The 13,410-nt window shown below is 57.6% G+C and carries 14 protein-coding genes and 1 tRNA gene; 14 read left to right on the top strand and 1 reads right to left on the bottom strand.

Annotation, left to right across the window (positions count from 1 at the left end; all coding sequences use genetic code 11):
- Window positions 1-233: 233 nt before the first annotated feature.
- Together V7665_RS01685 and V7665_RS01680 are read left to right on the top strand one after the other, a co-directional pair.
- Window positions 234-310: transfer RNA gene (locus V7665_RS01685), tRNA-His, on the top strand.
- Between the two features lie 129 nt (window positions 311-439).
- Complete coding sequence (locus V7665_RS01680) at window positions 440-1,489, top strand: Leu/Phe/Val dehydrogenase (RefSeq protein WP_335662800.1); 1,050 nt, start codon at window positions 440-442, stop codon at window positions 1,487-1,489.
- A 45-nt stretch (window positions 1,490-1,534) separates the two neighbouring features.
- On the opposite strand, the gene V7665_RS01675 is transcribed toward V7665_RS01680, so the two are convergent.
- Window positions 1,535-2,197: a DUF983 domain-containing protein gene (locus V7665_RS01675; RefSeq protein WP_335662799.1), complete on the bottom strand. Its 663-nt coding sequence runs from the start codon at window positions 2,195-2,197 to the stop codon at window positions 1,535-1,537.
- A 124-nt stretch (window positions 2,198-2,321) separates the two neighbouring features.
- Here V7665_RS01675 and V7665_RS01670 point away from each other — a divergent pair, with 124 nt between their 5' ends.
- From V7665_RS01670 to glyA, 12 genes are all read left to right on the top strand, one after another.
- Window positions 2,322-2,642 (top strand): helix-turn-helix domain-containing protein, encoded by a 321-nt coding sequence (locus V7665_RS01670; RefSeq protein ID WP_335662798.1) that lies wholly within the window; start codon window positions 2,322-2,324, stop codon window positions 2,640-2,642.
- Between the two features lie 12 nt (window positions 2,643-2,654).
- Window positions 2,655-4,322 carry a SulP family inorganic anion transporter gene (locus V7665_RS01665; protein ID WP_335662797.1) on the top strand — a complete coding sequence of 556 codons (1,668 nt, stop codon included), beginning with the start codon at window positions 2,655-2,657 and terminating at the stop codon, window positions 4,320-4,322.
- A 176-nt stretch (window positions 4,323-4,498) separates the two neighbouring features.
- Window positions 4,499-5,215, top strand: coding sequence for a heme ABC transporter permease CcmC (gene ccmC, locus V7665_RS01660; protein WP_335662796.1), 717 nt, complete (start codon window positions 4,499-4,501; stop codon window positions 5,213-5,215).
- A complete protein-coding gene (locus V7665_RS01655) occupies window positions 5,212-5,343 on the top strand; it encodes a heme exporter protein CcmD (RefSeq protein WP_335662795.1) in 132 nt (43 codons plus the stop codon). Before ccmC ends, V7665_RS01655 begins: the two co-directional genes overlap by 4 nt.
- A complete protein-coding gene (ccmE, locus tag V7665_RS01650; RefSeq protein ID WP_335662794.1) occupies window positions 5,340-5,789 on the top strand; it encodes a cytochrome c maturation protein CcmE in 450 nt (149 codons plus the stop codon). The genes V7665_RS01655 and ccmE overlap by 4 nt, the downstream gene beginning before the upstream one ends.
- Window positions 5,786-7,723 carry a heme lyase CcmF/NrfE family subunit gene (locus V7665_RS01645; RefSeq protein WP_335662793.1) on the top strand — a complete coding sequence of 646 codons (1,938 nt, stop codon included), beginning with the start codon at window positions 5,786-5,788 and terminating at the stop codon, window positions 7,721-7,723. Before ccmE ends, V7665_RS01645 begins: the two co-directional genes overlap by 4 nt.
- A complete protein-coding gene (locus V7665_RS01640; RefSeq protein WP_335662792.1) occupies window positions 7,720-8,247 on the top strand; it encodes a DsbE family thiol:disulfide interchange protein in 528 nt (175 codons plus the stop codon). Before V7665_RS01645 ends, V7665_RS01640 begins: the two co-directional genes overlap by 4 nt.
- Window positions 8,244-8,660, top strand: coding sequence for a cytochrome c-type biogenesis protein (locus V7665_RS01635; RefSeq protein ID WP_335662791.1), 417 nt, complete (start codon window positions 8,244-8,246; stop codon window positions 8,658-8,660). The genes V7665_RS01640 and V7665_RS01635 overlap by 4 nt, the downstream gene beginning before the upstream one ends.
- 74 nt (window positions 8,661-8,734) lie before the next feature.
- The gene (locus tag V7665_RS01630) at window positions 8,735-9,313 is read left to right on the top strand and encodes a tetratricopeptide repeat protein (protein ID WP_442955152.1); all 579 of its coding nucleotides are present in this window, start codon (window positions 8,735-8,737) and stop codon (window positions 9,311-9,313) included.
- A 153-nt stretch (window positions 9,314-9,466) separates the two neighbouring features.
- On the top strand, window positions 9,467-11,407 hold the full coding sequence (locus V7665_RS01625; protein ID WP_335662789.1) for a potassium transporter Kup: 1,941 nt from the start codon (window positions 9,467-9,469) through the stop codon (window positions 11,405-11,407).
- Between the two features lie 236 nt (window positions 11,408-11,643).
- The gene (gene rpiB / locus V7665_RS01620; protein ID WP_335662788.1) at window positions 11,644-12,096 is read left to right on the top strand and encodes a ribose 5-phosphate isomerase B; all 453 of its coding nucleotides are present in this window, start codon (window positions 11,644-11,646) and stop codon (window positions 12,094-12,096) included.
- A gap of 14 nt (window positions 12,097-12,110) precedes the next feature.
- On the top strand, window positions 12,111-13,400 hold the full coding sequence (glyA, locus tag V7665_RS01615; protein ID WP_442955154.1) for a serine hydroxymethyltransferase: 1,290 nt from the start codon (window positions 12,111-12,113) through the stop codon (window positions 13,398-13,400).
- Window positions 13,401-13,410: the final 10 nt, after the last annotated feature.

Here is a 13,410-nt window from a genome sequence, read left to right as displayed (position 1 = left end):
GCCAGGTCAAGCTGACGACGCGCTGGTTCCGGGTTGACCTTGCCGTCGAGATGCAAAGCGCTCTGGTCGAGGAGCGGGCGCTGATCGATGCTGCACGGCAACCGGCACGGCTTGTCCATCGTCAGCGCGGGGATGCGTTTTAATTCAAAATCGCCCCGCTAAATGCTTGACGATAGCTACTCGCTATCCCTATGCACCGCTGCGCAATGCGGCTATATAGTGCGCGGCTTGTGGCGATCGTAGCTCAGTTGGTTAGAGCGCCGGTTTGTGGTACCGGAGGTCGGGGGTTCAAGACCCCTCGATCGCCCCATTTTCCCTAGAGAAGCAGAAGATAAATAAGGCCACCACCACCTGGCCCTGTTGGAAAGTCTCTCTTTATTTGTAATTAAATTACAGCTATGGGATATTTAATTACTCCAATTTGCTAGGGATTACAGCCATGAGCGCGATGTGGGATTTGCCGGATTTTGACGACCATGAAGCCGTCCATTTTTTTCATGATGCGGACACTGGTCTCAGTGCGATTATCGCCTTGCACAGCACGCATCTCGGCCCCGGCGCAGGCGGAACCCGCTTCTGGCATTATGAAAATCGCGAAACCGCAGTGACCGATGCGTTGCGCCTGTCGCGCGGCATGAGTTTCAAAAATGCGATGGCCGGTCTGCCGCTGGGCGGCGGCAAGGCGGTGATTCTCGCTGATCGCAATCGCACCAAGACCCCGGAAATGCTCGCTGCCTTCGGCCGGATGATCGAGTCGCTTGGCGGGCAATATGTGACCGCAGAAGATGTCGGAATAACCGCAGCAGACATGGTAGCTTTGACCAAAGAGACCAAATATGTCTCCGGTCTGCCGGTCAGCAAGAGCGGTGAAGCCGGTGGCGATCCAGGACCGTTTACGGCAACTGGCGTATATCTGGGCGTGAAGGCAGCGGTGGCGCACAAGCTCGGCCGGGACAATATGGACGGCGTCCATGTCGCGATTCAGGGCGTTGGCAGCGTTGGCGGCGGTCTGGCCCGCCTGCTGGCCAAGGATGGCGCGAAGTTGAGTATCGCTGACATCAACAAGGATCACGCTGCGGCGCTAGCAAAAGAAATTGGCGCAACGGTCGTCGGTCTCGACGAGGTCATGCGGATCGAAGCAGATGTGTTTAGTCCCAATGCCTTGGGCGCGATATTGGACAAAGTCTCTATCGCTCATCTTAATGTTCCGATCGTTGCAGGCGGTGCCAATAACCAGCTGGCGACTCCCGAAGACGGGCAGCGCATCTTTGATCGCAACATCCTGTTTGCCCCGGATTATGTCATCAATAGCGGCGGCATCATCAGCGTTGGTCTGGAATATCTCGGTGATGGCGATGTCAACGAAGTCAACCGCCGGGTCGCGATGATCCCGCAGCGACTGACCGAGATTTGGGCGCAGAGCGCATCGCAAAAATTGCCGGACTCGGTTGTCGCGGACAATATGGCGATGGCGTTGATCGGGCGATAGCCGGCAATCGGGCCAGTGTATCGGATTGGCTTTTATTCCAATCCGTTACGGGCGATTTTTTCGATCATCTGATTCCAGGCCTTCGTCTGGCCGAGCGGGCTTTTCAAATCCGTTCAATCCCATCCACCATTGCAGGGCGATGATCGCGCCTTTGGCCGGTTGCAGCAACGCAGCGATCAGGATGAGCGCCAGGCAAATTATGATCGCCAGATTGGTCCACATGGAAAAACCGGTCTCGTTGACCATGAAGATGATGACGGGGGCCATGATATGCCCGGTCAATATGATCGCCACATAGGCGGGGAAATCATCCGCCTGTTGAGCGGTCCAGTCCTGGCCGCAGAGGGGGCAATGTTTAACCGGCTTGAGAAGACGGGGAAACATCCGGCCTTCACCGCAGCTTGGGCAATGGCCCTGCAGGCCGCGGACAGCGGCCTGCAGGGCGGTTTTAGGCAAGGCCTTGCGACCAGATTTTTCCGTCACATTGCTGTCTGCACCATCGCCGCTGCGCATGTCATCAACGATTCTGTCCAGCAAAGTCTCAAATCCGGCCATTAAATTTACCTGTCCCATTGTCATTGGAATTATCGGCTGACGCCACGTCAGCCGCTCGCTTGTGATAGTCGCCGGATGATCCGCCTGAGACCGGGAAGATTTTGAACCAACCAGGCCGAGCGCAGGCACCATCACCGCTGTGAAAATCATCATGATGGCCTTCCTGTCAGGATTGCCGGTGCAGATTTGTCGTTCATGATGAAAGGTCACTATACAGATTTAGAATAGAATGTTAATACTGATTATTGATGTTTAATATATCATAATGGATAGAAAAATGATCACGTCTCAACAAATGCGGGCAGCGCGCGCCTTGCTCGGTATCGATCAGCGCCAACTGGCGGAACTGGCGCAGCTTTCGTTGCCGACGATCCAGCGCATGGAATCCTCGGACGGACAGGTACGCGGCGTCATCGATACGCTGGTCAAGGTTATCGGAGCGCTGGAAAATGGCGGCATCGAATTGATCGGCGAAAATGCATCCAGCATCGGTATCGGGCGCGGTGTGCGTTTGCGCGAGAATGTGGACGGCAAGTCGGCCAACAAGGTCGGCTCGATATTGTTCGACCAGGCAAAGTCGGAAGCGGACGCAGGATAGCGAGACACCCGGATGCAGAGCTTTACCCCCAAATTCGTCACGACCATGCGCGAGGGCTATAATTTCAGCCTGTACAAAGCCGACGCTATTGCAGGGCTGACCGTTGCCATCGTCGCGTTACCCCTGTCGATGGCGCTGGCCATCGCCAGCGGTGCGTCGCCCGACAAGGGGCTTGTCACGGCGGTTATTGCCGGGTTTCTGATCTCGATTTTTGGCGGCTCCCGGGTTCAGGTTGGTGGGCCAACCGGCGCCTTTGTCGTCGTCGTGTTCAATGTGATTGCCCTGCATGGCTATGATGGCCTGCTGATCGCCACATTCATGGCCGGGCTGATCCTGATCGCTGCCGGGCTGTTCAAGATCGGGCGCCTGATCAAGTTCATCCCGCACCCGGTGGTGACGGGCTTTACCGCCGGAATCGCCGTGATCATCGCGACCAGCCAGGTGAAGGACTTTCTGGGTCTCTCTCTGGAAAATGTTCCGGCTGAATTTTTGCCCAAATGGCAGGCCTATTTTGGCGCGATCTCCTCTGTGCATATCATGACTTTGCTGGTCGGTCTTGGCGCTCTTGCCGTGATTGTGGCGCTCAGAAAATTCGCGCCCAAATTGCCAGGGTTCCTGATTGCGATCATGCTGGCCTCGGTGGTGGTGGCGCTACTCCAACTGCCGGTCGAGACGATCGGGACCCGGTTTCCCGATATGCCTTCCGGCTTGCCGATGCCTTCGCTTCCAGTCCTGTCCTGGGCAAAAATCGTCGAACTGCTTCCTTCTGCCTTCACGATCGCCTTTCTGGCCGGCATCGAGGCGCTGCTCTCTGCGGTTGTCGCTGATGGCATGGCCGGCACCCGCCACCGTTCGAATCAGGAATTGATCGGCCAGGGCATCGCCAATCTGGGGTCGGTGGCATTCGGTGGTTTGCCAGCGACCGGAGCGATTGCGCGCACCGCCACCAATATCAAGGCGGGCGCAAGGACACCAGTGGCAGGGATGATGCACGCGCTGTTCCTGTTGCTGTTCATCCTGTTTGGCAGTGATTTAATGGCTTATGTGCCGATGGCGGCGCTCGCGGCCATTTTGTTCATGGTTGCCTGGGGTATGAGTGAATTTGACCGGTTTGTCGCGCTGCTGCGCATGCCCAATAGTGACCGCGCCGTATTGCTGCTGACCTTTGGCCTGACCATCCTGGTGGATCTGACCGTGGCAATCGGCGTCGGGGTTACATTGGCGTCGCTCCTGTTCATGGCGCGGATGAGCGAGACCGTGCAGCTGGAAGACGGAAAATCACTGGACCGGGATCCGGAACTTGATGGTGAAGATCTGGATCAGCGGGACGACCTTCCCGAAGACGTGGAAGTGTTCCGGATCAGCGGGCCGGTGTTTTTCGGCGTGGCGGGTGAATTGCTCGATGCGATGCGCAAGATCGGGCGCACGCCCAAGGTCGTCATCCTGCGCATGCGGCTGGTACCGATGCTCGATGCCAGCGGGGTGACGATGATCGAGGAATTTATCGAACAGGCCAGAGTATCGGGCGCCAGGATAATCTTATCCGGCGTCCAGTCGCAGCCGCGGGAAATGCTGACGCGCATCGGCTTGCCGGGCAACCAGTCGGGGATTTCTTTTGAAACCGACTATCCAGCCGCGCTGCAGCTTGCCAAACAACTGACCAAGAGCGCCGAATCATAATATATTTCAGCAACTGCAGCTGCGTTTTTTCTCCCGGAAGCGTTCCGTCCGGGTGTTTTTCGCTTCGCGACAAATCGAAAATAGCAAAAACACTTGTCGATGAGCCGCGCTTCTGCCATCGAATCCCCGGAATGACACCGGACGCGATCTAGCTCGAGGCAATCACCGCTCAATTCATGCACGCTTTTGCAAATCCTACCCGTTTCTTGACGCTGGCCAAGCCCTTGACCCTTTGGTTTCTGGTTGCCGGACTGGTGCTGGTCATCTTCGGTTCGATCTATGGTTTGATATATGCGCCAGCGGATCAACTGATGGGGGATAGCGTCCGCATTCTCTATATTCATGTGCCGACGGTCTGGCTGGCAATGGGCGGCTGGTCGGCAATCGCGATTGCCAGCATCATGCAGATCGTCTGGCGGCATCCCCTGGCGGCGGTGGCTGCGCGTGCGGTGGCGGTGCCCGGTGCCGTTTTTACCGCGCTGGGACTCATTACAGGTTCAATCTGGGCCCGTCCGACATGGGGGACCTGGTGGGTCTGGGATGGCCGCGTGACATCGGTGCTGGTCCTGTTCTTTCTCTATCTGGCCTATATTGCGCTAGCCAATGCCAGCGGCGACAAGGGCGGCGTATCGCGGGTTACGGCAATCTTCGGTATCGTTGGTGCTATCAACATTCCGATCATCAACCGTTCGGTTGTGTGGTGGAACAGCCTTCATCAACCGGCCAGCATCACGGTCAGCGGCTCGACGATCGATAGTGCCTTTCTATGGCCGTTGATGGTAAATGTCATTGGCTTCAGCTTGCTGTTCGGGGCAATTGTCCTGATGCGCATGCGCAGCATATTGGCGGAGACAAAGGTCGAAGCCCGGCTGAAAAGGATGGCCGCCGAATGAACCACTGGCCTTTTGTCTTGGCATCTTATGTCATAGTGCTGATTTCCACAGCAGCGGTTATTGCGCACAGCTTTGCCGCGATGCGCAAGGCGGAAAGCAAGGCAGATCAATTGAGTAAACGCAAATGAAGGCGAAACATCAAAGACTAACCCTAGTGCTGCTGGCGCTGGTCGCACTGATCGGTGCAGGGCTGCTGGCGGCCTATGCATTGCAGGATCAGGCAAGCTATTTCTTTACGCCGTCCGATATTGTGGACCGGAAACCGGAAGCGGGTCAGGCGATCCGGCTGGGCGGCATGGTCGAGGAAGGCTCGATCGAGCGATCGGTCGATGGTGTCACGGTGCAATTCATCGTGCGGGACGGCACCGCGCGGCAGCTGGTCACCTATACCGGCATCACACCGGACCTGTTTGTCGAAGGCTCGGGTGTGGTTGCCGATGGCCGGCTGGACGCGAACGGTATGTTTGTCGCCGAGACGCTGCTCGCCAAACATGACGAAAATTACATTCCCCGCGAGCTGGAGGGCATTGATATGACTTCTGGCCAGCACAAGACGGAGACGCTTGTCCAATGATCGCCGAAACCGGCCTAATCGCGCTCTGGCTTGCGGCTGCACTCGCGCTCCTTCAATTTGCGCTGGGCGCGATTGGCCTGCGCGCCGAGCGGGATGACTATTTCGCCGCGATCCGGCCGGTGGCAGTTGCGCAGGGCCTGTTTGTCAGCCTGTCCTTTCTGCTGCTGATCTGGTTGTTCCTGCGCTCCGACATGTCGGTCAGGCTGGTGGTGATGAACAGCGCTTCGGTGAAGCCGTTGCTCTATAAATTCGCCGGCACCTGGGGCAATCATGAAGGATCGATGCTGCTCTGGGTCACGGTCATGGGACTGGCCGGTGCCTTTATCGCACTATTCGAGCGTTCGCTGAACAAAAGAACCCTGGTGGCGACGCTCGCGGCGCAGGCGTTCATCAGTCTGGGATTTTACGCTTTTCTGCTGGTATCCTCCAACCCGTTTGAGCGGATGTTCCCGGTCCCGGCGGACGGGCAGGGGCTCAATCCGCTGCTGCAGGATCCCGGTCTCGCATTCCATCCGCCGACGCTCTATTTCGGCTATGTCGGGCTTTCGGTCGCCTTTTCCTTCGCCGTCGGCGCGATGATCACCCGCGATGTCGGGGCGGCTTTTGCCAAGGCGATGCGGCCATGGGTGCTGGGAGCATGGATATTCCTGACGCTCGGCATCACGGCGGGCAGCTATTGGGCTTATTATGAGCTGGGTTGGGGCGGATGGTGGTTCTGGGATCCGGTCGAAAATGCGTCGCTCATGCCCTGGCTGGCGGCGACCGCATTGCTCCATTCGGTGACCGTATTGGCGACGCGCGACGGCTTGCGCGCCTGGACGCTGATGCTGGCCGTGGTCGCTTTTTCGATGTCGATGATCGGTACATTTCTGGTTCGGTCGGGCATCCTGACCAGTGTCCACGCCTTTGCCGTCGACCCAGAAAGAGGCAGCTTCATTCTGGCTCTGCTCGCCATCTATATTGGCGGCGCTATGGCTCTGTTCGCGCTTCGTGTCGGCACGGTGAAGGAAGGCTCCCGGTTCGAACTGATCAGCCGGGAAGGCGCACTGGTCGCCAATAATCTGTTGCTGTCGGTCATATTGGCGCTGGTTTTTATCGGCACGCTTTATCCGCTGCTGGTGGAAGCGGTGACGGGTGAGAAGCTGTCCGTCGGCCCGCCCTATTTCAATCTGGCAACCGGCCCACTGGCGCTGCTGCTGGTAGCGGTCATGGCGGCCGGTCCGCTGCTGCGCTGGCGACGCGATAGTCCCAAGGCATTGCTTAATCGCATTTCGATACCTGTGCTTATCGCTGCTGCGGCCCTGTTTGCGCTTGCGCTGTTCACCACAGGCATGTCGATTCTTGCGCTGCTCGGCCTGGGGCTGGCCGCAGGGGTCGCGGTCGCCAGTTTTGCGCCTTTGTGGAAGCGCAACCTGCGCCGTACTCCGCTGCACACTTACGGTATGGTTATCGCCCATTTCGGCATAGCGGTAGCGCTGGTCGGCATGGCTTGCGAGAGCAGTTTTACCGAAGAAATGCTGGTCGCGGCAAAACCGGGCGACGAAATCACGGTGAACAAGTGGACACTTGAGTTTGAAGCGATTGAACCGGTTGCCGGGCCCAATTGGACCGCGCTCGAGGGCCGGATGACCGCGCAATATGGCGATGGTGTCCTGCATGAAATCAAACCGCAGAACCGGATGTTTGCTGCGGCCCAGACGCAAACCAGCGAAGCCGCGCTGCTGACGCGCTGGAACGGGCAGCTTTACGTCGTGCTCGGCGACGGCGATAGTCAAGGGCGCTGGCAGGTGCGAGTCTGGTGGAAGCCGTTCGTCACGCTGATCTGGCTTGGTGGGATTTTGGTCGCACTGGGCGGACTTTTGGCGATGATCGGTCGGTTGCGGCGGGGCTATAAGCAGCGCAAGCAGCGGGAATATGCCGAGGCGATGATATGAACCGCTGGCTGCTCTGGTTGCCGCTTGCACTCTTTGGCGTCTTCTTCGTCGCGGTGGCGACTGGTCTGATGATACCGAAAGACAATATCATCGAGAGCAAGATGATCGGCAAGCCGATGCCAGCATTTGCCTTGCCCGCTGCGATTGAACAGCGGCCTGCCTTGAGCAGCGCCGACCTCACCAAGGGCAAGCCAACATTGCTCAATATCTTTGCCAGCTGGTGCGTGCCCTGCATCGCCGAGGCACCGCAACTGCTGGCCCTGCAGAAGGCAGGCGTGGAAATAAATGCGATTGCCAGCCGCGATACGCCCGAAGATATTGCCATTTTCCTCAATCGCTGGGGCAATCCCTATACGCGGATCGGGACCGACACGACGAGCAAGGTGCAGCTCAATGTGGGTTCGTCCGGCGTACCGGAGACCTTCGTGATCGATGGCAATGGCATCATCGTTTATCAGCATATCGGCGAAATCCGCCAAGAGGATGTCGCCAAGCTGATCGAATTGCTGGAGGACGCGGCATGAAGCGATTTCTTGCCCTTCTTGTCCTGTTTCTTTCGGTCCCGATTGCCGCACAAACCGGCCTGCCACCGGCACCTTATGCCGACCGGCAACTGGATGATCCGGTGCAAGAAGCCGCTGCGCGCGACTTGATGTTTGAATTGCGCTGTCTGAAATGTCAGAGTCAGTCGATTGCTGACAGCAATGCGCCGATGGCAGGCGATATGCGCAGCCAGGTGCGGGAAAGAATCGCCGCTGGTGAAACGCCGGAAGCAGTCAGAAGCTGGCTGATTGAACGCTATGGCAATTGGGTGTCCTATGATCCGCCGATCGCTTCGGCAATCACATGGCCACTCTGGATCGCGCCATTCATCCTGTTGCTCGCTGCCTTGTGGCTCGCGCGCGGGCGTTTCCGCAAATCCAAGGGTAGTGAATGATGGGCTGGATCATACTTCTTCTGTTTGTACTTATTTGTGCAGGCGCTCTAATCAAATTGGGAAAAATGCCGCGTGTGACCTATGAAATCACCGCTGCCGCGCTGTTGCTCGGTATCGCCGGTTATGCCTGGCAAGGGCATCCCGGCATGGCCGGCGTATCGGTCGTGCCGATAGAAAAGCCCAATAGTTTTGACGATGATATGATTGATGCGCGCAATGAGATGGGCGAACGTTTCGGTTCCGCGCAGGAATGGCTGATCTTTTCCGACTCGCTCAATCGTGCCGGAAAGCATGGCGCCGCGGCCAATTATTTGCGCAACGGGGTGAGAGAGCATCCGGACGATCCCGATCTCTGGGTCGGGCTGGGCAATGCGCTGGTCGTTCATGCCGGTGGCTTGGTGACGCCGGCTTCGCAATTCGCCTTCCAGCAGGCCGCCGACCTGTCGCCCGAACATCCTGGACCACCATTTTTCCTCGGCCTGGCCTATGCACAGTCGGGCAAGATCGATCAGGCCCGGGCGATCTGGACCGAATTGCTGGCCCGGAGTAGCGAAGACGCCCCGTGGCGCGCGGATCTCGAGTCGCGGCTGGCAACGATGGAACAGATACAACCATCGCTTCCGGTCGAGCCGGAGTCTCCCGCCGAACAGTAAAAACCTTGCATTTTGAATGAGTTGATATTCGCAATCAGTCGCTTTGTTGCGCCTGCTAAATGCTGGTGCTAAGCGCACGCGCGTTGCTGAACCGAATGTCAGTAAAAGACTGTTTCGTCCAACTTGATCGGGGTACGCCTTAACGGCCAACCAATGTCCGCAGAACCAAACGAAAGCGCCGAAGCGCAAGGCAGCACGGTGCAAACCCATGGCTCGCCTCAGCGCAATACTGCCATCGCCAAATTGTCCGCAGGCGCGATTGGAATCGTGTTTGGCGACATTGGTACCAGTCCGCTCTACGCGTTTCGCGAGACTTTCATTGGCGCGCACCCTCTGGAACTGGATCGTATCCATGTGCTTGGTGTGGTCAGCCTGATTTTCTGGTCAATGACGCTGGTCGTGACGATCCAATATGTAACCATCACCATGCGCGCCGACAACAAAGGGCAGGGCGGCAGTCTGGCGCTCGTGGCGCTGATATCCGGGGCGATGCGACGATCAAAATATGGCTGGCTGGCGATATTGCTCGGCGTATTTGCAACCGCGCTTTTCTATGGCGACAGTATGATCACGCCGGCGATTTCGGTTCTCTCCGCGGTTGAAGGACTGGCTGTTGTGCAGCCCGGATTGGGCCATCTGGTCATTCCGATCGCGCTAACCCTGCTGGTATTCCTGTTCCTGATCCAGTCTCGCGGCACCGCGAAAATCGGCGCGCTATTCGCTCCGGTGATGTTTGTCTATTTTGCCGTTATCGGTACGCTTGGCGTGATCCAGATTGTCGGGCACCCGTCGGTATTGTTGGCCTTCAACCCCTGGTATGCCGTGCAGTTTTTCATGACCGATGGTTTCAAGGCATTTTTGGCACTGGGTTCGGTGGTGCTGGCGGTTACCGGCTCCGAGGCCCTGTTTGCCGACATGGGGCATTTCGGCAAGAAACCGATGCGGATTGCCTGGTACGGTTTCGTCATGCCGGCGCTGCTGTGCAACTATTTCGGCCAGGGCGCGATGATCCTTTCGCTGGATGCGGTCGGTGCAACCGAAGCGATCAAAAGCCCGTTTTTCATCATGGCGCCGGAAGTGCTTCGTCTGCCGCTGGTCATTCTAGCGACGATGGCAACCTTCATTGCCAGCCAAGCGGTGATCTCTGGTTCGTTCTCGGTGACCCATCAGGCGATTCAACTCGGCTTCATCCCCCGCCTGACGATCAAGCACACCAGCGCGTCGGAAGCCGGCCAAATCTATATTCCGTTCGTCAACTGGGCGATCATGATTGCGGTCATCCTGCTGGTGCTGACCTTCCAGAGTTCGAGTAATCTTGCCTCGGCATATGGGATCGCTGTGACCGGCGCGATGTTCATCGATACCTGTCTGATCGCCATCGTGATGGTGGTCCTGTGGAAATGGAAACTTTGGATTACCGTGCCGCTGTTGGCGGTTTTCTTCATCGTTGACGGCGCTTATTTTGCCGCCAATCTGACCAAGGTTCCCGATGGCGGCTGGTTCCCCCTGGCTGTCGGTGGCGTCGCTTTCGTCATTCTGACGACCTGGGCGAAAGGGCGCAAGATCATGCGGAAAAATATGGCTGAATCGGCCATGCCGATCGAAGTTTTTACCAAATCTGCTGCCAATAGCGCCACCCGGGTGCCAGGCACGGCTATTTTCATGGCGTCCTCCTCCGCCGGTGTGCCATCGGCGCTGCTCCACAATATCAAGCATAACAAGGTCATTCACGAACGGGTCGTGATCCTGACCGTCAACATTCAGGATATCCCGACGGTTGCTGCCGACAAGCGCTGTGAAGCGAAGGATCTTGGTCATGGTTTCTATCGCCTCATCCTCCATTTTGGTTTCATGCAGGAAACCGACGTTCCCGAGGCGCTGAAAGAGGTCACGGGATGCGGCATGGAGTTCGACATGATGACAACCAGCTTCTTCCTGTCGCGCCAGACCTTGTTGCCGTCGAAAAAGCCGGAGATGATGATCTGGCGGGAAAAACTCTTTGCCTGGCTACTGCGCAACGCGGCGACGGCAATGGAATTTTTCAAGCTGCCCACCAATCGCGTGGTCGAACTGGGCAGCCAGATGGAGATTTGACGGCCGCGAAAACCGTCAAGTCGCTGGTAATTCCGGATCATCTCCGGAGTCTTGAAGAACGTGAACATTTTTCAACCGGAGAGGGATCCCGGCCTTCGCCGGGGTTGATCCCTGCCTTCGCAGGGACAGGCTGCTTCGTCAGGCTTTGCATGACGTGGCGCGTCAAATATTTGGTGGCCTATCGCGGCACTCTCTACTAAATAGCGGCCATTCGATTCTAACCACAGGAATAGTCCATGCGCGTTGCCATTGCCTCCGATCATGCCGCCCTTGAAATGAAGGCCGCGCTGGTGGATTGGTTGCAAGAGGCAGGGCATGAAGTCAGCGATCTGGGGCCGATGAACACTGACAGCGTCGATTATCCCGATTATGGTTATAAGCTGGCCGAGGCGGTGGCGTCTGGTTCGGCTGAGCGCGGCGTCGCTCTTTGTGGTTCGGGCATCGGCATCTCGATTGCGGTCAATCGCAATCCCGCCTGTCGCTGTGCCTTGGTTTCCGAAGGCCTGTCGGCGAAACTGTCGCGGGAACATAATGATGCAAATGTCATTGCCATGGGGGCAAGGCTTGTCGGCATCGAAATCGCGAAGGACTGTCTGGATGTCTTTCTGAAAACCCCATTTGGCGGCGACCGGCACCAGCGCCGGGTCGATAAATTGTCCGCACCACTAGTTGAAGGAGTAAGCGCATGAGCAACGTCGCAGATATGCAGGATATCAGGCAGACCGGTTTTTTCGACTTTTCTGTCGATGAGAGCGACCCTGCGGTTGCCGGAGCCATTAATGCCGAATTGGCGCGCCAGCAGAACCAGATTGAACTGATCGCGTCAGAAAATATCGTTTCCAAGGCTGTGCTGCAGGCGCAGGGCTCTGTCTTCACCAATAAATATGCCGAAGGCTATCCCGGACGCCGCTATTATCAGGGCTGCGCACCGTCGGATGATGTCGAGACACTGGCGATCGAACGCGCCAAGCAGCTGTTCGATTGCGGCTTTGCCAATGTCCAGCCGCATTCGGGAGCGCAGGCCAATGGCGCGGTAATGCTGGCGCTGGTCAAGCCGGGCGATACAATTCTCGGCATGTCGCTCGATGCTGGTGGCCATCTGACCCACGGTGCGAAACCTGCCCAATCGGGCAAATGGTTCAATGCGATCCAATATGGCGTCAACGATGACGACCATCTGATCAATTATGAAGAAGTCGAAGCCCTCGCGAAGGAGCATCAGCCCAAGCTGATCATTGCCGGTGGTTCCGCCTATCCGCGCCAGATTGATTTTGCCAAATTCCGGGCGATTGCCGATGCTGTCGGCGCATTGTTCATGGTCGATATGGCGCATTTTGCCGGACTTGTGGCCGCTGGACTGCATCCCAGCCCGCTGGACCATGCCCATGTCGTTACGACCACGACGCACAAGACGTTGCGCGGGCCACGCGGCGGCATGATATTGACCAATGACGAAGCCATTGCCAAGAAGATCAACTCTGCGGTTTTTCCAGGGCTGCAAGGTGGTCCGTTGATGCATGTGATAGCCGCCAAAGCGGTGGCCTTCGGTGAAGCGCTGCGTCCCGAGTTCAAAAGCTATTCCGCTGCGGTGATTGAAAATGCCAAAATTCTCGCGGCAACGCTCAAGGAACGCGGCGCCGATGTCGTGGCCGGCGGCACCGACACCCATCTCGCGCTGATCGATCTGTCGCCGCTCGGCATCACCGGACGCGACGCGGATGAAGCGCTCGAACGGGCGGGCATCACCTGCAACAAGAACAGCATCCCCAATGATCCGCAGCCACCGATGAAGACCAGTGGCATCCGGGTGGGATCACCTGCGGGAACCACGCGGGGCTTCGGTCCGGCAGAATTCCGGATGATCGGCGATATGGTCGCCGATGTGCTCGACGGACTGCGCGAAAAAGGCGAGGGGGGTGACCCTGCCGTTGAAGCGGACGTCCGGCAACGGGTACAGTCGCTTTGTGATCGTTTCCCGATTTACCAGGATTGATCGGAAAGCC

Source organism: Parasphingorhabdus sp. (genome assembly GCF_036964675.1).
GTDB lineage: Bacteria > Pseudomonadota > Alphaproteobacteria > Sphingomonadales > Sphingomonadaceae > Parasphingorhabdus.
This window is presented reverse-complemented; position numbering and strand designations above follow the sequence as displayed.